The organism is Thermaerobacter sp. PB12/4term, assembly GCF_003403315.2.
GTDB lineage: Bacteria > Bacillota > Sulfobacillia > Thermaerobacterales > Thermaerobacteraceae > Thermaerobacter.
Genome location: NZ_CP048407.1, coordinates 78,985 through 98,060 on the forward strand (window position 1 = coordinate 78,985; position 19,076 = coordinate 98,060).

General features: G+C 73.9%; 13 protein-coding genes and 2 tRNA genes. 10 read left to right on the forward strand and 5 right to left on the reverse strand.

Translation table 11 applies throughout. The features are described from left to right. The first annotated feature begins 62 nt into the window (after nucleotides 1–62). Nucleotides 63–755: a succinate dehydrogenase iron-sulfur subunit gene (locus tag DYI95_RS00400; protein WP_243149892.1), complete on the forward strand. Its 693-nt coding sequence runs from the start codon at nucleotides 63–65 to the stop codon at nucleotides 753–755. A 194-nt stretch (nucleotides 756–949) separates the two neighbouring features. Here DYI95_RS00400 and DYI95_RS00405 read toward each other — a convergent pair whose 3' ends face one another. Beyond that, on the reverse strand, nucleotides 950–1,456 hold the full coding sequence (locus DYI95_RS00405) for a hypothetical protein (protein WP_116899586.1): 507 nt from the start codon (nucleotides 1,454–1,456) through the stop codon (nucleotides 950–952). A 561-nt stretch (nucleotides 1,457–2,017) separates the two neighbouring features. Between DYI95_RS00405 and DYI95_RS00410 the strand changes: the two genes are divergently transcribed. Beyond that, nucleotides 2,018–2,572 carry a cob(I)yrinic acid a,c-diamide adenosyltransferase gene (locus DYI95_RS00410; protein WP_116899585.1) on the forward strand — a complete coding sequence of 185 codons (555 nt, stop codon included), beginning with the start codon at nucleotides 2,018–2,020 and terminating at the stop codon, nucleotides 2,570–2,572. Nucleotides 2,573–2,739: 167 nt separating this feature from the next. On the opposite strand, the gene DYI95_RS00415 is transcribed toward DYI95_RS00410, so the two are convergent. From DYI95_RS00415 to DYI95_RS00425, 3 genes are all read right to left on the reverse strand, one after another. Continuing rightward, a tRNA-Lys gene (locus DYI95_RS00415) sits at nucleotides 2,740–2,812 on the reverse strand. A 133-nt stretch (nucleotides 2,813–2,945) separates the two neighbouring features. Continuing rightward, nucleotides 2,946–3,019: transfer RNA gene (locus DYI95_RS00420), tRNA-Met, on the reverse strand. A gap of 1,433 nt (nucleotides 3,020–4,452) precedes the next feature. After that, nucleotides 4,453–5,586 carry a DMT family transporter gene (locus DYI95_RS00425; protein WP_243149774.1) on the reverse strand — a complete coding sequence of 378 codons (1,134 nt, stop codon included), beginning with the start codon at nucleotides 5,584–5,586 and terminating at the stop codon, nucleotides 4,453–4,455. Nucleotides 5,587–6,217: 631 nt separating this feature from the next. Between DYI95_RS00425 and DYI95_RS00430 the strand changes: the two genes are divergently transcribed. The 3 genes from DYI95_RS00430 (at nucleotide 6,218) to DYI95_RS00440 (ending at nucleotide 9,701) form a co-directional block, all read left to right on the forward strand. After that, complete coding sequence (locus DYI95_RS00430) at nucleotides 6,218–7,336, forward strand: inositol-3-phosphate synthase (protein ID WP_116899581.1); 1,119 nt, start codon at nucleotides 6,218–6,220, stop codon at nucleotides 7,334–7,336. Between the two features lie 4 nt (nucleotides 7,337–7,340). Next, nucleotides 7,341–8,879: an NTP transferase domain-containing protein gene (locus tag DYI95_RS00435; RefSeq protein ID WP_116899580.1), complete on the forward strand. Its 1,539-nt coding sequence runs from the start codon at nucleotides 7,341–7,343 to the stop codon at nucleotides 8,877–8,879. A 102-nt stretch (nucleotides 8,880–8,981) separates the two neighbouring features. Next, nucleotides 8,982–9,701, forward strand: coding sequence for an SOS response-associated peptidase (locus tag DYI95_RS00440; protein ID WP_203530664.1), 720 nt, complete (start codon nucleotides 8,982–8,984; stop codon nucleotides 9,699–9,701). Here DYI95_RS00440 and DYI95_RS00445 read toward each other — a convergent pair. Continuing rightward, nucleotides 9,635–10,501 carry a helix-turn-helix domain-containing protein gene (locus DYI95_RS00445; RefSeq protein WP_116899579.1) on the reverse strand — a complete coding sequence of 289 codons (867 nt, stop codon included), beginning with the start codon at nucleotides 10,499–10,501 and terminating at the stop codon, nucleotides 9,635–9,637. The two genes, DYI95_RS00440 and DYI95_RS00445, sit on opposite strands and share 67 nt — an antisense overlap. Nucleotides 10,502–10,889: 388 nt before the next feature. Here DYI95_RS00445 and DYI95_RS00450 point away from each other — a divergent pair, with 388 nt between their 5' ends. The 5 genes from DYI95_RS00450 (at nucleotide 10,890) to tilS (ending at nucleotide 19,049) form a co-directional block, all read left to right on the forward strand. Continuing rightward, nucleotides 10,890–11,372 (forward strand): hypothetical protein, encoded by a 483-nt coding sequence (locus DYI95_RS00450; protein WP_116899578.1) that lies wholly within the window; start codon nucleotides 10,890–10,892, stop codon nucleotides 11,370–11,372. 324 nt (nucleotides 11,373–11,696) lie between these two features. Beyond that, nucleotides 11,697–12,497: a ribonuclease H-like domain-containing protein gene (locus tag DYI95_RS00455; protein WP_116899577.1), complete on the forward strand. Its 801-nt coding sequence runs from the start codon at nucleotides 11,697–11,699 to the stop codon at nucleotides 12,495–12,497. Between the two features lie 220 nt (nucleotides 12,498–12,717). After that, nucleotides 12,718–13,725, forward strand: coding sequence for a tRNA (adenine-N1)-methyltransferase (locus DYI95_RS00460; RefSeq protein ID WP_243149775.1), 1,008 nt, complete (start codon nucleotides 12,718–12,720; stop codon nucleotides 13,723–13,725). Between the two features lie 524 nt (nucleotides 13,726–14,249). Then, nucleotides 14,250–16,991 (forward strand): SpoIIE family protein phosphatase, encoded by a 2,742-nt coding sequence (locus DYI95_RS00465; RefSeq protein WP_243149776.1) that lies wholly within the window; start codon nucleotides 14,250–14,252, stop codon nucleotides 16,989–16,991. A 195-nt stretch (nucleotides 16,992–17,186) separates the two neighbouring features. Beyond that, entirely contained in the window at nucleotides 17,187–19,049 is a 1,863-nt protein-coding gene (gene tilS / locus DYI95_RS12875) for a tRNA lysidine(34) synthetase TilS (protein ID WP_116899575.1), read from the forward strand. Nucleotides 19,050–19,076: the final 27 nt, after the last annotated feature.

The window sequence follows — 19,076 nt, forward strand, 5'->3', positions numbered from 1 at the left end:
GGCCATGGTGCGGCCCAGGCCGGCACCCACGGCAACGGTCACGGGGAGTGAGAACCTTGCAGGTGACGCTGCGCATCCGGCGCTACAATCCGGAGCAGGATCAGGAGCCCCACTGGGAGGAATACCGGCTTGAGGCGGACCCTACCGATCGGGTCCTGGACCTTTTGAACCGGGTCAAGTGGGAGGTCGACGGCACCCTGGCCTACCGGCGGTCCTGCGCCCATGGGGTCTGCGGCTCCGACGCCATGATCATCAACGGCAAGGCCCGGCTGGCGTGCAAGACCCTGGTCAAGGAGCTGTCCCAGCCCATCACCGTGGAACCCATGCGGGGCTTCCGGGTCAAGAAGGACCTGATCGTGGACTTCACCGGTTTCTTCGCCGCATACCGGTCCATCAAGCCTTACCTGATCAACCACGACCCGGAGCCCGAGCGGGAGCGGCTGCAATCCCCCCACGACCGGGAGCGCTTCGACGACACGACCAAGTGCATCCTCTGCGGTTGCTGCACCACGTCGTGCCCGTCCTTCTGGGCCAATCCCGACTACGTGGGCCCGGCCGCCATCGTCAACGCCCACCGCTTCATCTTTGACAGCCGGGACCAGGCGGCCGACGAGCGGCTGCGCATCCTGAACTCCCGCGACGGGGTCTGGCGCTGCCGCACCATCTTCAACTGCACCGAGGCCTGCCCGCGGGGTATCGAGGTGACCCGCGCCATCCAGGAGGTCAAGCGCGCCATCCTGCTGGGGCAGCGCTGAGCCGTTGACCGAACGACATCGGGGCCGTGGGGGACGAACCCGGCCCTGCCCGGTGCGGGGCGGCCGGGGGCCCGCACCCCGGCCGGAACGGGGAGAGGCAAGGCCCGGGCCACCGAGGACCCGGCAGGGCCTCGCCTCCCGCGGGAGCGGGGAGGGGTAAGTCCCGGCCCACCGAGGGGCCGGCCGGGCCCCGCCTACGGGGCCGGCAAGGCGGCCTGCCCGGGTTCGCCCACCACCACGTGGACGGCGTGCCACCGGCCCGCCAGCCGAGCGAACCGGATCCAGGCGGGCCGCGTGGTGCGGCCGTCGGAGACGTCGTAGCGGGCGACCACCTGCCCGTCCCGCAGGAGCACCAGCTGGGCGAGGGTGACCTGGCGGGCGTGCCAGCCCTGGCGGGCCGCCGCCTGGCCCAGGATCTCGCTGCCCTCGGCGGCCAGTTCCGGCGCGAACTGGCGCAAAAACACGTGGGCATCGGCGGCCGAGCCCACGGCGATGGGCGGGCCGCCCTCTTCGTATGCGGCGGGCGCGGTGTCCCCCTCCAGGGCGATGCTGAGGCCGGCCTGGGCGGGCACGGCGGCGGGAACCCCCGGCAGCCAGCCGACCCGCGGGGTGGCCAGCATCCAGGGCAGGCCCGCCAGCAGGGCCAAAAGGAGCAGGAGGGCCCAGGGGCCCACGGGCAGACTGGAGTACGAAGCGGCCACGGGGCGCGGGCTCGAATCGGGGACCTGGAGACCGGCGGCGGAGGGATCTGGCCCGCTCCGGCCGGCGGCAGCCGCTTCGCTTCCCGGTCCCGGTCCCGACGTGGGGCCGCTGCTGAAGGGCAGGGAAGCCGCTGGGGGGGAAGAGGGAAGCCGGCGGAGCAAGGGCTTCTCCGAACGGGGCGACGAACCGGGTGGCCTGGCGATGGCAGCCTCCGGCGGGCCCGCAGGAACCGGCGGGTTCGTCCGGGAACGGAGGCGGGCCGGCCGGCTGCTGCGGAGACTCCAGACGATGCGCGGCAAACGCGCCTGCTTCATGGCTTGTGCACCCCCTGCACCCTATGCGCGCCGGTGGCGGGCCTAGACCGGGCGGGACGGCCGCACCGCGTCATGCGACGGTGGCCCGCCCGCCGGTCGCAGGGGGCACGGTTCACGGGCGAAGGGCGAGCGGCGGCAGCCCAGATCCTTTCCAGGTCCTGTCCAGGGCCGCACCAGCCGGCGCGCTCCGCGCGGGCCCCGGTGAGCGAGACCCCTCGGGACCGGTGGACGACGGGAGGGAAGGGAATGAAGATCTACACCCGGACGGGCGATGCCGGCGAGACGGGCATGCTGGGCGGGGGCCGGGTTCCCAAGGCCCACCCAAGGGTCGAAGCCTATGGCGCCGTGGACGAATTGAACGCCGCCCTGGGCTGGGCGGCGGCGCTGCTGGACGGCGCCGACCCGGCGCCGGTGATCTACCAGCTGCAGCAGGAGTGCTTTGCGCTGGGGGCCGATCTGGCGGCGCCGCCGGGTCCCGCCCGGGACGCGGCGACGGGCCTGCCCCGGGTGACGGCCCAGCAGGTGGAGGCGCTGGAGGGCCTGATCGATCGGTATGACGCCCAGTTGCCGCCGCTGCGGCAATTCATCCTGCCCGGCGGCGCGCCGGCGGCCGCGGCCCTGCACCTGGCGCGCACGGTGGCGCGGCGGGCCGAGCGCAGGGTAGCCGCCCTGGCAGCGCAGGAAGAAGTGAACCCCGTGGTACTCCAGTACCTGAACCGCTTGTCGGACCTGCTCTTCGTGCTGGCGCGCTGGGTCAATCACCAGGCGGGCGTGCCCGACGTCCCGTGGCAGGCCCAGTGACCGGTGACAGGCGACCCATTCAGGACCCGCCCCGCCCTTGCGCCGCGTCCCGCGCCACGATCCCCAGCGCGCCCGGGACGCCCGCTCCGCCTGTCCGCATTCCTGTCACCCGCCACACCAGAACGGCAACGAAAAGCAAGAAACCCGCACCGTGCGCGGGTTTCTTGTAGGCCCTGTGGGACTCGAACCCACAACACCCTGATTAAGAGTCAGGTGCTCTGCCAGTTGAGCTAAGGGCCTACGGGACGGATCCTATTATATCACGGCGCCCACGGCCTGGTGAAGCGGGAGGAACCGGTACCCGGGCGCCGCGGCCGGCATCCGGCAGGTTCGCGCGGAGCACCGCGGGCAATCAGGCCGCGGCATCCGACGGTAGCGGCGGGTGGATTCGAACCACCGACCCTGCGGGTATGAACCGCATGCTCTAACCAACTGAGCTACGCCGCCTCACGTATCTCCCACGATGACCTGTAACGGCCGGCGCGGGCCCGGCAGCCGCCACCCGGAAGGCGGTCACACCGACCGCCAGGCCGCTGCCGCGCTCGCAAGGCCTATTATAGGGACAGCTGCTGCGGCGCGCAAGCCATGGCCTGGACCCCGCTACCGCGCCCCTGCCGCCTTCCCGGGTGGCTCGGCCGAGTCTCCCCGGTCCCTCGCCTGGCATTGGACGACGACAGGCGCTGCGAACCCTGCCGGCCGAGCTGCCGGAGTCATAGGTCCTGCGACGCCGCATACCGATGAATCGTGTCGAGACCTGGTGGCGTCCGCGGGGCGGCTCGCGGAGCCCACGGCCGATCGCCGGGAGCGAACTTGCCGCGTTCGTCCGCCGAGTTCGGCGAAAGGGACCCCTTTCCGCCAGCGCAGGGAACGGGCGATGAAAGCCAAATATTATAGGAAAAACCCGCCTTTTCGGGTTGTGCCCAATACGCCGACGGGATGAGCGCGCGTTGTGACCGCTGCCGGCTTACCGCCACCTACCACGCAAGGGGAACATTCGACCCTGCACGACCGCTGGTTGTTCCTTGTCCCTGCCGCGCCCTGGCGTGCGGCCGGTTCGCTTCCACCAGACCGGGTAGGTACCCAGGCCAGCCTCCCGGTACGGGTCCGGAACGGCCGGCGGCCCCGGCTCCCGTGGGCGGGGCCGCCATGGCTGCGGTGGCACCTTCGGGCATCCACCGGATGTGGGTGATTCGTCGCATCCCTGCGGGTAGCGACCCGGTCCCCGCTCGCAGAGAGTACCTGCGCCCGGCGCGGATCCGGCGGGCGGGGCGCCAGGGTGACCCGCACTTCGTCGCAAGATCACCTATCCCCGGCCGGAAGCCCGGCGGTGCGTTCCCGCCCCGTCGCCGGCGCCAATCCAGGGGAGGATCCTGAAGGGGGGCATTCCGTGCGGTGGGTACTTCTCGGCCGGTTCGGCGACACGACGCAACAGTGTGCCGTCTTCATCCTCGGCCGGCATGACACCGTAGCGGCCATCCTCGAGCCCCGGGCGCGGCTGCGCCCCACCTGGGACGAGGACGCCTTCCGCGCCGCCCTGCGCCAGTGGGCCGGCCGCCATTTCCCCGACGTGCGCCCGGTGCTCGGCCTGCAGTATCCCCTGGGCCCCGGCCTCTACGAGACCGAGTGGCTCCTCTACTGCCCCCTCTGTGGCGCCGGTCCCTTTTGCCTCACGGCGGTTGCCGGCGACGCGGGCCTTGCGCCGCGCACCTGGGACGACCGCCGGCTGGCGCAGGAACTGGCCGAGCGGTTCCAGCACATCCACCCCGATCCCGAACCGCAGGGTCACGATCCCGGGACCGGCACCGTGCTTGGGGAGGCCGCGATCAGGTCCACCGGCCTCGAGGGCGAACCGGCCTCCAGCCCCCCGGGCCAGGCGCCCCTCAGCCCTCCGGAACGGGCAGGCCCCGGCTCCGCGCGCCCGCAGCCCGAGGACGAGGCCTGCCTTGCACCAGCAGGACGCCAGCTACGGCTACGGCCCCTCCCAGCCACTCCGCCCAGGTCGGGCGCTCGCCCAGCATGACCCAGGCGGTGGCCACGGCCAGCAAGGGATTCAGGTTGAGAAGGCTGGCCACCCGGGCGGCAGGTGCCCGGGCCAGGGCCGCCGACCAGCACCAGTAGGCCAGAGCCGACGGGAAGACCCCCAGGTACACCGCGGCCAGCCACGCCGCCGGCGCCAGGTCGCCGGCGGCCACCTGGCGGGCCAGCCCTGGGCCAAAGGCGGCACCCAGCAGAAGCGTGCCGGCCCAGGTGTAGAAGGAGGTCAGGGTGAGGGCGTCGTAGCGCCCGCTGAGGGGCCGCTGCAGGACGAAGAAGGCCGAGGTGCCCAGGGCGGCCACGCCCACGGCCGCAGGGCCGGCCCAGGCGGGCAGGGACGGGACGGAGCCGCCGCCCGTCGCCGTGACCGCCGCCGCGGGCTCCGCCGGCGCCGCCGCCGGCTGGGCGGCGGCCCAGCTGATCAGCGCCACCCCCGCAAAGCTGAGCACGAGGCCCAGCCAGCCCCGCGGTGCCAGCCGCTCCCCGAGCCAGAAGCGGGACATCAGGGCCGTCAGCGCCGGGGCGGTCGCCACCAGCAGGCTGGCGGTGGCGGCGGAAACCCTGGTCTCGCCCCAGTTCAACCCCGTGTGATACAGGAAAATCCCCGTGGCCCCCAGCAGGACGAAGCGGCCCGCGTCCCGCCACCATCCGGTCCCCGCGCCCGGTGCCGCCGGCAGCGCAGGGCGCTCCCCACCGGCGGCATGGGCCAGCCGGTGGGCCCGGCGGCGACCGGTACCGGCGGCACCCGGCCCGGTCGCTACGGCGGTCGTTGCCGGGGCAGTCGCCGGTACCGGCGGCTCCTGCCCGCGGGCCAGCCGGCGCAAGCCCAGCCCCAGCGCCAGGATGAGGGAGGCGACGACGAAACGGGCCAGCGCCAGCTCGCCGGGACCCCAGTACCGGAGCCCGGCCCGGATCACCGCGAAGGCCGACGACCAGAACAGGAGGGTGCAGCCCGCCAGGGCCAGGGTTCGCCAATCCATGGAGACCATCGCCGTCCTTTCACCGGGGGCGGCTGGCTGCGCACCGGGGGCGGTTGCCGGCGGGGCCTCCGCCGACTGCAGCACGCTTCGGTAGGTGGATCCCCCCGAGGGCTGTTGACAGCCGCCGAACACGAGTGCTAATAAACAATTCAGGATATATCCACCAGGCCACCGCGTCCTCACACCAACCGTCGTTTACTGGCTGCCGAGTCTCAACCCTTTTCCCTGCCGGCCTGGCCGGCGCTGCACAACGCACAACCCATCGCCAGGGGGAATCCTCCGGCCGGTGCCAGCGGCGCGATGGGGCCCGGCTGGCCGCCCGCACCGTGCCGGTGGTTGAGACCATCTTTGCCCATGAAGGGGCGGCTCCTGCCCCGTTCGTCCCGCCGGCTCCGGCAAGGATCCGGTGGATGGCCGAAGGGGCCACGCCGCCCCGCCGGGGAAGGAACGTTCCTTGCCGCCCGGTGGCCTGGTGGCGGCCGTGGGGACGCCGTGGCCTGTCGATCCCCAGCGGAAACCACGTCCACATGAACCGATCCGATCACACGGGGCGCCGGCCGGCCCGCGGGCCCGGCCTGGGCGAGCCTTGCCCGCGGGCGGCGCCAGGGCTCTGGAGGGGAGGGCAGCTGCGATGCGCAAGATCCGCGTGGCCATCGCGGGGGTAGGCAACTGCGCCAGCTCGCTGGTGCAGGGAATCTACTACTATCGCGACACCCAGCGGATCAAGGACGGCACCGGGCTGATGCACCCGGAACTGGGCGGCTACTATCCGGCGGACATTGAAATCGTCGCTGCCTTCGACGTCGACCGGAGGAAGGTGGGCAAGCCGCTCCGGGAGGCGCTCTTCGCCAAGCCCAACTGCACGCCGGTGTTCTGCCCGGACCTGCCGGACATCCCCGTGACCGTTCAGATGGGGCCCGTGCTGGACGGTGTCAGCGAGCACATGGCGGACTATCCCGAAGACCGGACCTTCGTCCTGGCCGATGAGCCGCCGGTGGACGTGGCCAGGGTGCTGCGCGAGACCCGGGCGGACATCCTGGTCAACTACCTGCCGGTGGGGTCGGAACAGGCCACCCGCTACTATGCGGAAGCCGCCCTGGAGGCGGGTTGTGCCTTCATCAACGCCATCCCCGTGTTCATCGCCTCGTCGCCCCGCTGGGCGGAGCGGTTCCGCCGCAAGGGCCTGCCCGTGGTCGGCGACGACATCAAGAGCCAGGTCGGCGCCACCATCGTGCACCGGGTGCTGACCCGCTTGTTCGAAGACCGGGGCGTCCGCCTGCGCCGTACCTACCAGCTCAACTTCGGCGGCAACACCGACTTCCTCAACATGCTGAACCACAGCCGCCTGAAGAGCAAGAAGCAGTCCAAGACCCAGGCGGTCCAGTCCCAGCTGGGCGAGCCGCTGCCGGGGGAGGACATCCACATCGGTCCCAGCGACTACGTGCCCTGGCTCCATGACAACAAGATCTGCATGATCCGCATGGAGGGCACGGGCTTCGGCGACCAGCCCATCGAGCTGGAACTGCGCCTGTCGGTGCAGGACTCGCCCAACAGCGCCGGGGTGATGATCGACGCCATCCGGTGCACCAAGCTGGCGCTGGACCGGGGCCTGGCGGGGCCCATCGAGCCCGTCTCCGCCTACTTCATGAAGTCGCCGCCGGTGCAGTACACCGACGACGAGGCGCGGCGCCTGGTGGAGGCCTTCATCCGAGGCGAGTCCCTGGCGGCTCGCACCCAGGCAGGGGACTGAACCCATGGACGCGGTGGTGCTGGCGGCCGGCGCCGGAACCCGTTTCCGGCGCACGGCCGCTTCCTGTCCCAAGCCCCTCTACCCGCTCTTCGGCGTGAGCCTGGTGGAGCGGGCCCTGCGGGTCGCCCGCCAGGCCGGTTGCCGCCGGGTCCTGGTGGTCACCGGCTACCAGGCGGAGGCGGTGGAACGGGCGGTCCTGAAGGCTGGGCGGCCCTGGGTCGAAGTGGTCCGGGCCGAGGGGTGGGAGCGGGGCAACGGTGCCTCGCTGCTTGCCGTCCGGGGCCGGGTGGACGGCCCCTTCCTCCTGCTGATGGCGGACCACCTGGTCGACCCCGGCCTGGTGCGCCAGGCCCTGGCCGAGGCCCAGGCGCGGCGGGACGAGCTGCTGGCCGGCGGGGTCCTGCTGCTGGTGGACCCGCGCCTGGACCGGGTGTTTGACCTCCCGGAAGCGACCAAGGTACGAACAGGCGACGGGGGCCGCCGGATCGAAGCCATCGGCAAGGACCTCGGCACCTTTGACGCCGTGGACACGGGGATCTTCGTGGCCTCACCTGCCCTGCTGGACGAACTGGCCCGGCTGGCCGCCGGCAGCGAGGCCGCAGCGCCGGTGGTCCCCGGCGCCGGCCCGCCCGCCGGTTCCCAGGACCGCCCCGGGGATCCGTTACCACCCGCCGGGACCGAAACCGTCACTTTGACGGCGGCTGCGGGCCGGCTGGCCCGGCGGGGCCGGCTGGGAGCGGTGCCGGTGACCCGGGGCTGGTGGATCGACGTGGACGATGGGGCCGCCCTGGCCCAAGCCCGCCGGCTGCTGCTGGATCACGCCGCGGCCTCAGGGGGCGACGGGCCGGTGGCCCGCTGGCTCAATCGCCGGCTTTCCCGGCCCCTCTCCGCCTGGCTGGCCTCCGCAGGGGTAGGGCCCAACGGAGCCACCTTGCTGGCCTTTGCCACCACCCTGGCCGGGGCGCTGGCCTTTGCCGCCGGGCAGCCCTGGCTGGGGGGCCTGCTGTGCCAGGCGGGATCCGTCCTGGACGGCTGCGACGGGGAGGTGGCCCGCCTGCGGCTGGAAGCCCAGCCCCGGGGCGCATTCCTTGATACAGTGCTGGACCGTTATGCGGACGCGGCGGTGGTGGCAGGCCTGGCAACGGGAGCCCTGGCAGCGGGAGCGGGCTGGGGGGTGACCCTCGCCCTGGCCCTGGCCGCCATGGCCGGCATGCCGCTGTCAGCCCTGATGAAGGACCGCCTGCAGCTGCTGCGGCCGGCCACCGGCCAGGGGGCCGGTGCCGCGGAGGCTGCCGGCGGCCCTAGGACCGGGCAGCCGGGGGACGGCTCGCCTCGGACCCGCCGGTTCGACCCCATGCGTGATGACCCGCCGTGGCTGCGCTGGATACCGGGCAACCGGGACGGCCGGTACTTCCTGATCTGCCTGGCGGGCCTGGCCGCCGCACCGCTGGCCGGCCTGGCGGTAGTCGCCCTGGTCTCCCACGTCCTGGCCGTGGGCAGGCTGTTGCACGGCTGGCGGGCGCTGGCGCTCCGGCAGGAATGATCCTCCAGCTGGACAGGGCTGGTATAATTGTGGCGGCACGGGGCCATACGGGGCACCGGTCCCCACACGGGGCACCAGCCCCCATGCGGGGATGAGGGCTCCATGCCGGGGAGCGGGCCCCATGCGGGGGTGAGGGTCATGTGCGGCCGTTTCACCTTGACCACGCCGGCGGTGGAACTGGAACGCCGATTTCTCGTTGACCTGCAGGGCCGGCATGTACCCCGCTACAACGTGGCCCCCGGGCAGGAGGTCCTGGCGGTGGTGGCCCCGGCAAGGGAGCGGCGGCCTGCGCGGCTGGTGTGGGGGCTGATCCCGCCCTGGGCCCAGGAACCCCGGCCGGGTCCCATCAACGCCCGGGCAGAGACCGCAGCGGTGCGGCCCATGTTCCGGCAGGCCCTGCGGCGGCGCCGGTGCCTGATCCCGGCCGATGGGTTCTATGAGTGGTTGCGGCGGGAGAAGGCCCGGCTGCCGGTGTTCCTTCGCCTGCGGGAGGGAGAGCCCTTCGCCCTGGCCGGCCTCTACGAGCGCTGGGACGGGCCCGGCGGGCCGCGCTGGACCTGCTGTATCCTGACCACCCGGCCCAATGAACTGGTGGGTCAGGTGCACGACCGGATGCCGGTCATCCTGCGCCGCCAGTGGGAAGCGGCCTGGCTCGACCCTCAGGTGCCGCCCGAGGAGCTGGCACCGGTCTGGGAGCCTTTCCCGGCGGAGGCGATGGAGGCCTACCCGGTCTCGCCCCGCGTCAACTCACCCCGCTACGATGATCCCGGGTGCCTGGCGCCCGCAGGGCCGCCGCTGTCCCGGCCAGGGGCCGGGGGCTGACCGGCCTCAGTGGATAGGAAGCGACCCGGGACCGGGGACTGCCGGGGAGCTGACGGCCCCGCCGATGCGGGCGAACCGGCCACTCGCTTCCCGCCCGCGGCGGCGGGAGGAGGGAAGCCGGTGGCGGCGACCCCCGGAAAGGGCGGGGTGGACGGGACCCGGGGCTGGCCCCAGGCCCGCTGTAGGGCATCGGCCACCACCTGGCGAAGCCACTCCCGGGCCTCCGGTTCGTCCAGATAGGAGGCGGGGGAGGGCCTGCCGGCAGGACCGGGTCCTGGGGTCTGGATCACGCCGGAAGGCGTCGTCCCGGCAGCTGGTCCGGGGGTGCCCGCGCCTCCGGGCCTCCCGGTGACGGCGCCGGGGTAGCCGGCGGCGAAAGGTGCCGGGCCCGGTCCCGAAGCGGCACCGGAAGCGGCGCCGAGGGCCTGGACCACCATGCTGCCGGCGAGCCGGGCCAGGCCCAGGGCGGCATCCAGAAGGTCCACCAGGTGCTCGCGGGCGGCATCGTCCAGGGGAAGCCCCTGATATCGCAGGGGCCGGGTGGGATCCCGCAACAGGTTGCGGAGGTCCAGGGGGCCGGGCAGCGGGTCACGCCCGGTCACCAGCCAGTCCAGGCTGCGGTCCAGGGCCGCCGCCAGGGTGACGGCCACGGCCAGGGACGGGTGCTTGACGCCCCGTTCGATGTCGCTCAGGTGGGACGGGGAGATGTGGGCCCGCCGGGCCAGGTCCTTGACGGACAGGCCGGCGGCCTGGCGGGCGAGGCGGATGCGCTGGCCAACGGCAACGGGATCGGATTGCATGACGTCATGAACATTAGCACCGCTTGCAGAGGCGATAAAGCGGCTGCGGTTCGCCGGAGGCGAACTTGACGGAACCAGTTGCAGCCCCCGGTGCCGGCGGGTGCGGCGAAGGATGTGCAGGGGCCTGCCTTAACAGGTTGCGGTAACAATGGAGGCTTAAGGATGTTAGGGTACTGCTGGGCACCGCCCGGGACTGACAACAAATCCCCTGCCGGCGTGGCATTCTGCGGTGCACCTGCCCCACCAGCGACCTTGTTGCCATCCTCTGTTCGCTAAAAGCGTGTTTCCGTCTCGAGTTCCCCATGGTAGATTTCACTATCGGCGAAAAGAAATCGCCAGCGGCGCTAACCAGTATTCGCCCCGGGAGGGCAAAGGCGGGAGAGTCAGGGTGGTCGGTGAGGGTATTTCTGCGGCGCTGCGCGACCTGGCGGAGTTCGGGTGGGTGGATGTGCCCGGCCGTCACCTGGCTGAGGTGATTGCCGCCGAAGCCCGGCGGCTGGGCGTGGAGGCCCGCATCATCCCCTTGACCAACCAGTGGTTCCGGGTGGAGACCTATTCCAAGCCCAATCCGGGCCGGGCCTGGGTGGCGGTGCGGGCGGTCGTTACCCGGCCGCGGGGAGGCCGGCCCCGCCCGGGCGGCGCGGGAGGGCAAGGGGGTGCTCCGGGGCAGTCGCCCCAGCCGGGCGGCGACGACCAGGTCACCGAGCATCTGGTCATCGTGGACACGGGGTCAGTGGTCCACATCTTTGCGTTCCCGCCCGATTCCCTGGATGAAGCACGGGTCTTTGCCCGACAGGTCGAACAAGAGGGGATTGCAGACCCCCGTCGCCTGGAGGCGCTGGCGGGCCGTATGGGCGGCCGCCGCCGCTAGCATCGACCCGGCTGGGCCCTGCCGGGCACTGGGCGTATCCCCCGCCTCCCGAGGTGCCCCGGTCCGGGTCCCTTCACCGGGCCCGGGCGGGCCTCCAGTGGGCTGGCGCCGATGGTGGGGCGCGGCAGGAACCCCCGGCCGGCCCGCGAAACGTCTCCAGGTGCCCGCCGAGCTGCCCCGCCCGCTGTCGCCGCGGGGGCGGGTGGCCCGCCGTGGCGGCCTGTCGCCCCGATCCCGCCCGTTCCACCGCCCGCGCCGGAAGGGGGAGGGCCGATTGGAGAGCACCCCGGCGGCCCGGCGGCGCACCGGGAGGCGAAGCACGGCATGGGACAGCGGACGCCCCTGGCGGTCGACATTGAAACCGTGGGCTTCGACTGGGACGAGTTGCACCCCGAGGTGCAGGACTACCTGTTGCGCCGGGCTCGGGACGACGACGAGCGGTCGCGGGTCAAGGACCAGCTGGGCCTGCATCCCGGCACAGGCCGGGTGGTGGCCATCGCCCTCTGGCGGCCCTATGAAGACCGGGGCGGTGTGCTGGTGGAAGACCCGGGCGCCACGGCCCCCCGCTGGGCACCCTTCCCCGAGGCCGGTGCCGGCGCCCTGATCTACCGGGGCACGGAGAGGGACATCCTGACGGAGTTCTGGCGCTACGTCAGCCAGCACGCGGGGACCCTGATCACCTTCAACGGCCGGTCCTTTGACGGGCCCTTCCTCATGATCCGCTCGGCTATCCTGGGAGTGGTTCCCACCCGCAACCTGGTGCCCTACCGGTACAGCTTTCAGGACCACTGCGACCTGGCGGAGGTCCTGTCCTTTTACGGTGCGCGCCAGCGCAATTCGTTCCTCTTCTGGTGCCACCAGTTCGGCATCCCCTCGCCCAAGCAGGCGATGGACGGGGCGGATGTGGGCGAAGCCTACAGGCAGGGGCGCATCGACGACATCGCCCGTTATTGCCTGGCCGATGCCCGGGCGACGGCCGAGCTGTACCGGCGGCTGGAACCCATGATCGCGGTGATGGACGGGCGGAGCCAGGGCGGCGAGGCCGGGGCAGCCCCTGGCAACGGCTCGTCCCCGGCCGGTCCGGGCACACCGGGCGGCGAAGCGCCGCCGGGCCCGGCCCGGTGATGGTCGGCCCGCAGAGGGGCACCCGGGCCACGGCAGGGCGGTGCCGCGTCCGGCCCCGTCTCCCACGGGGCATGGTGGCTAGAACGGGACGAGTCGCGGGTGCGCCCTGTCGAGGGCGGATCCCCAGGGGCGGGCGCCTGCCGGTGCCCCGGCGGCTACGACCGGGTACACTGACGGCGAGTGAGACATGGAGCGGGATAGTAAGGCATGGGGCGTGATCATGGAACGGAACGGACTTGAGCCAGGCCAGCCGGAGACCAGCGTGCCGCCGGGGCAGGGGCCTGCACCCGGCCGGCGGGGACCCCTGGCCATGGGGGATCTGGTGGTTTTCATCGACAACAAGCAGCGCCGTCGGCTGCAGCGGCTGCGCCAGGGCCGGGTCTTCCAGGCCCCGGCGGGTGGCATCGTGCGCCATGAGGCCGTGGCCGGCCTGCCGGAGGGCAGCACGGTGGTGACCAGCACCGGCGGCCGCCTGCGGGTGCTGCGCCCGACCCTGGAGGAGTACATCCTCGCCATGCCGCGACGGACCCAGGTGATCTATCCCAAGGACCTGGGGCAGATCATCATCCGGTCGAACCTGCGCCCGGGGGACCGGGTGCTGGAGGCGGGGGTGGGTTCCGGCGCCACCACCTTGGCCCTCCTTCAGGCCGTGGGCCCGGGAGGCCAGGTGATCTCCTACGAGCGGCGGGCCGAGTTCGCCCGGCTGGCCCGGGAGAACGTGGAGCGCTTCCTGGGCTACGCGCCGTCGTGGTGGCGGGTCGAGTTGCGGGATGTCTACCAGGGGATCGGCGAGCGCGATCTGGACGCCATCGTGCTGGATGTGCCCGAACCCTTCCACTGTGTGGGCGCGGCGGCGGAGGCCCTGCGCCCGGGCGGCGTCCTCCTCTGCTGGCTGCCCACCACCAACCAGGTCCAGCAGCTGGTCACCGCCCTTCAGGCCCACCCTGCCTGGGACCTGGTGGAGACCACCGAGCTCCTGCTGCGGCCCTGGCACGTGACGGCGTCCAGCGTGCGTCCCGAACACCGCATGGTGGCCCACACCGGCTTCCTCATCAGCGCCCGGCGGGTGGTGCCTGGCGCCGCCGCGGGGGCCGCCGGCGTTGGCCCAGGCGAACCTGCAGTGGAAGCCTCGGACGCACCCCCGGCAGGGGCCGGGGAAGGGGGCGAGCCCGAGGCGGCCGGGGAGCACCGCGGACAGCATCCCGGACCGGCCGATCATCTGATGTGACGCGCCTCCCCGTCTCCCCGCCTGCCCGCCCGGGCCGGCCCTTCCGGGATCCAGGCGGCGAAGCTTGTCGGCCGGTCCTGGCCGGCTTGCCGTCACCGTCCATCAAAATCTGGCGCCTCCAGCCTGCGGCCGCCGGTACCGGCGGCCTATTCTCTTGCTCTCCCAGCTCCGCGGCGTGCCGGCCCCGGTCCCTTCCGCCGCTCGCCCTGCCGGGCGGGCCAGGCGGTGGGCCGCCGCCCCATCCCTGCCCCCGCCCCCGGGCCGGAACGGACCTTCCCGTCCCCTTCGCATCCTGTCGGCCGGCTCCGGGGCCTGTCGCAATTTTTGTCCGGGCCACCTCGCCGTTGCGACAAAACTCCGGCAGGCGGCCCCGTTACAATCGGGCCACAGCTTGTCCCCCGGTCGGGGGACAGGCTCCCGGAATGCGTCACGGGATGGCCGGCCGGTGGACCCTGCGGGGAGGGGCGCCGCCGCCGGCCGGAGCGAGGTGAACGGTCATGGGGAAGAACGGGCGGCGCGGGCCGGTGGCATGGCGATCCCTGGCGTCAGGGGGCGGAGGCCGGTTCCGCCAGGACCAGGGCGGCCGGAGGGAAGGCACGGTACCCGGCCCAGGCGCCCGGGCGCACGGCAGCCTGGCGGCCGGGGGTGGCGCCGGCGGCGCCGCCGGGGGCCACACGGGCTCCGGTGCCCGGCCACGCGCGGGCACCTGGGAAGGACGGTGGCACCAGGCCCTGGCCTGGGGGCCCCCGTGGGCTGCCGCTCTGGCCCTGGCCTGGCTGGCCGGGCGGGTCCAGCCGGCGGGCCTGCCCTCACCCCTGGCTCTGCCCCTGGTTCTGGCCACCCTGGCCATGGCGCCGCGCCTGGGCTGGCTGCTGGTGGCGGCCGCCGCTGCCGGTGCGGCCAGCCGCGGTGCCCTGTACGGGGCAGCGGTGCTGGTGACGGCGGCGGCCCTGCTGCGGCTTGAGCAGCGGATCCTGGCCCGCTGGGAGCGGGCGGGTGAGTCTCTCCGGGAAGGTGGAGCGTTGGCGGGAGGAACCCCTGCCGCCGGCGCCGCCCCCTCCTGGCGGCTGCTGGACGGCTCCGCCGCGGGCATCGTCCTCCTGGCCGGGGCCCTCTGGGGGTGGCCCCGCAGCGACCTGGGCTGGGCGCTGGATCAGGTGGTGGGGCTGGCGGTCACGGCAGGGGTCTTGCTCCTGGCCCTGCCCTGGGCCCGCCAGGCGGTGGCGGTGGCCCTCTCCCTCCTGCCGCCCTTGCCGGGCAGCCTCGGCCGGGTGGCGGCCGGGCCGCCGGTCGTCCGGACGGTTCACGGCCGGAGAGCGCTGGCCCTGCTGGTGGTCCTGGCCACGGGCGGCCTGGACGGGGTGCGGCTGCTGGGCATCGACACGGCCCTGGTGGTACGCGGTGTCGCCGTTCTCGTGGCGGCTCACCTGGGAGGTGCCCAGGCGGGGGCCCTGGCGGGCACGGCCGCCGGCCTGCTGGGGCTGCTGGGCGGTCAGGGGGCTCTCTGGAGCCTGGCGTGGCTCGCCCTGGCGGGCGCAGCCAGCGGGCTCCTGCAACGGTATGGGAGGGCGGCGGCGGTGGCCGGCTTCCTTCTGGCTACCGCGGTGGTCGGCGGCTCGCTGCCCACGGCGGCTGGGGTAGGGCAACTGGCGGGCGGTGCCGCCACGGCGCTGGTCATCTACCTGGGCATCGCCGCCACGGGCTGGCCAGGGCGGCTGGCGGAGCGCCTGGAGGCCGCCCTGCCGGGCCACTGGGCCGGCGGGCGGTCCGGGGAGGCCGGCCGGGCCGGCGGCGCGACCGGACCGGCCGGGTTCGTCCCCGGTCCTGGACAGGCAGGTGCGGAGACCGGCTACGGGCCCGCCGCCCCATCAGCAGGCCGGGGCCGGGTGGCCGCTACGGCGGGAGCACAAGGGGGGCATCCCGGCGGGGCAGGCCCGACCCTGCCTGCCGCGGGTCCTGCCGCCGGTGGGGGCGCCGCTGCCCGCCGGTCGCCGGCGGGAGCCGGGCTGGCCGGTGGCCTCGACGGCCAGGGGCTATGGGACGTCCCTGCGCCGGCCCCGGGCCCCGGCCCGGCGGGCCGGCACGCGACGGCGCCGGCGGCCGGTACCGCGTTCCCTCCCCATCCCGGCATGCCGGCCTGGCCCTCCCTGCTGGCCGATCTGGCCCGGTTGATCGAGCCGGACCCCAGGGCCTGGGATCCGCGGGAGCAGGTGGGAGAGCTCATCAACGACGTGGCCCGGCGCCACTGCCTGCGCTGCCCCATGGCCCGCACCTGCTGGCAGGACCAGTTCACCCAGACCTATCAGGCCTTCTTCGACATTCTGGCCGGCCATGAGCGGGGCACCGGCTTCCGGCAGGAGGCCGTCACCCCGGCCTTGCGGGCCCGCTGCCCGCGGTTGCCCGCCATCAGCCGGTCGCTGGCCGAAGGACTCGACGTGCTGCGCATCGAGATGCGCTGGCAGCGGCGCCTGGACCGGCACCATCGCCTGGTGGCCCAGCAGTTGCGCGAGCTGGCGGCCCTGGCGGCCCAGGGGACGGGGCAGCCGCCGGCTCCCCGCCGCCCGGGATGGCGCTACGGCATGCGCGTGGGAGTGGCCCGCACCCCCAAGGAGGGGCGCTGGATCTCCGGCGACGGTTACCTGTGCCGGTCCTTCGACCAGGGCGGCCGCATGGTGCTGGTGATCAGCGACGGCATGGGGTCGGGGCGCCGTGCCGCCAACGAGTCACGCCTGGCCCTGCAGTTGCTGGAACGGATGCTGGAGGCCGGCCTGCCCGCCACCCCGGCGGTGCGGTTGCTCAACACCGCCCTGGCCCTGCGGGACCGGGAGACCTATACCACGGTCGACCTGGCTGCGGTGGACCTGGAGCGGGGCCGGGTGGAGTTCGTCAAGATCGGCGCCGCGCCCAGCTTCGTGCGACGGGCCCGGGAGGTCCAGATGATCGCCCACCCCGCGCCGCCGGCCGGCTATGTGGAGGAAGGCGATGTCCAGGCCGGCAGCGGGGTCCTGGAGCCGGGCGACCTGGTGGTCCTGGTCTCCGACGGCGTGCTGTCTGCCTTTGGTGACGTGGACGCCGCCACGGCGTGGATCCGCGGCTATCTGGCCGGCCTGGAAGACGACGACCCCCGCCGGGTGGCGGCCCGAATCGTCAAGGAGGCCCTGCGCCGCTCAGGCGACCGGGCCCCCGACGACATGACGGTGGTGACCGGAAAACTCTTGCCGCGGGCCCAGCTGGCGCCGGCTGCCGGAGCCGGCGGCCTGCGGTAGCACCAACCCAAACCCTCTCTCCCCTCAGCGGCGGTTCCCGGCGGCGGGCCGTCGCCTCCCCCTGCGCGGTCCTCCGGAGCCTGCGGGCCAGCCCGCGGCGGCCGGTGGCCGCGCTGCTTTTTGTCCCCGAGCCTTGTAATGTAAATAGGAAACGACCGGCACCTGGCGACGGGGAAGGGGGAGGGGCGGGAAGCCGTGAAACGGCCCGGCAAGGCGGGGGGCATCGCCATCCCCCCGGCCATCCGGCGACTGGAAGAACAGGTCCTCCAAGCGGCCGGCCGGCACCGCCTGCTGGAGGCCGGGCAGCGGGTCCTGGTGGCCGTCTCGGGTGGCCGTGACTCCATGGTCCTGCTGGACGTGCTGGACCGCCTCCGCCCGGTCCTTGGGCTGGCCGCCCTGGGGGTTGCCCACGTGGACCACGGCCTGCGGCCGGACTCGGCGGCCGACGCCCGCTGGGTGGAAGAACAGGCCGCAGCCCGCGGCCTGCCCTTTCTCTGCCGCCGGGTCCACATCCGGCCGGGACGCCGCTCCCTGGAAGAAGCGGCCCGCCTGGCCCGCTACCGTGCCCTGGCGGCCATGGCCCGGCAGTTCGGCGCCCAGCGGGTGGTCCTGGCCCACCATGCCGGTGACCAGGCGGAAACGGTGCTGATGCGCCTGCTGGCTGGGGCCGGGGTGCGGGGGCTGGCGGGGATGCCCTGGCGGCGGGGCCCCTTCGTCCGGCCCCTGCTGGCCACCGAGCCGGCCCTGCTGGCTGCTTATGCGGCCGCCCGGGGCCTGGGCTGGCGGGATGACCCGTCGAACCAGGACCTGACCTTTCTCCGCAACCGGATCCGGCACCGGTTGCTTCCCCTGCTGGAGGCCGAGTTCAACCCGCGGGTGGTGGCCGCCCTGGGCCGGGTGGCCGGGGTGCTGGCGGCGGAAGGCGCCCTGCTGCGCCGGCGTACCCGGAGGCTGGAGGGGCGGCTGGGATACCGGCTGGGGCCCCGCTGGGCGTGCCGGGTGGACGATCTGGCCCGGCTCCCCGTGGCCGACCAGCGCCGGCTGCTTCAGGCCGCCTACCACCGGCTGGCCCGGCGGCCTTTGCCCCTGGCCCACTGCGAGGCCGTAAGGGCCCTGGCGGCGCCGGCGGCGGAGGGCGAGCGCGGGCGATCGGCGCCGGAAGTCCGGCCGGACGCGGCAGCAGGGCCGGCGGCGGGACAGGGGGCACGACCGCAACGGGCAGCACCGCCGGCAGAAGCGCCGCCAACGCCGCCCGGGGAGCGGCCACAAGGGGAGGCCTGGCCGGAGGAGTGGCCCAGGTCAACCCCGGAGCCCGGGCCGGGGGCAGGGGGGAGCTCCGGGGCGCCGGTGGCGGGCCGTGTGCTGGATCTACCCGGCGGGTGGCGGGCCCGGCGCCAGGGGGTGTGGCTCTGGCTGGAACCCCAGGCCGGCGGCCGGCTCCGCGCCGCGACGCCCGTTCCCGGGACTCCCGGCGGGGAGGAACCGGCGCAGGCGGCGGCGCCGGGCGAGCCGGCCCCTGGACCGGCGCGGATTCTGCAGGTTCCGGGCGCCTGGCCTTTGGAGTCCGGCCTGTGGCTCCGGGCCCGCTGGCTGGAGGGGGACGAGGCGCGCCAGGCGGTAGCTCGGCTGCTGGCCGTAGGGCCGGCTGCCCCGCACCTGCCACGATACCCGGAGGGGAGGGCGGCGGCGCGCCGGGCGGGTCCCGGTCCCCGGTTCCTGGCCCGGCTGCTCTGCCCCGCCCGGGCCTTGCAGGGGACCCTGATCCTGCGCCGGCCCCTGCCCGGCGAGACCATGCAGCCCCTGGGAGCGCAGGGGCACCGCTCCGTGGAACGGCTTTACCGCGCCGCGGCCCGCCGGGGCGACCTGGACCTGGTGGACCCCGCCACGGGCACCGGCGCCCGCCTGGGACCGTGGGTGGTCGCCGCCGGCAGGGATGTCCTCTGGCTGGTGGGGGTGCGGGCGGCGGAAGGGTGCCGGGTTCGTCCCGGAGACGAGCGGGTGCTCTTGCTGGAGGTGCAGGCGGGGCTTGGGCCGGGCGGCGGGCCTGGAGGGTGGTGAGGGGCGACATAGCCGCACCATGGGCGC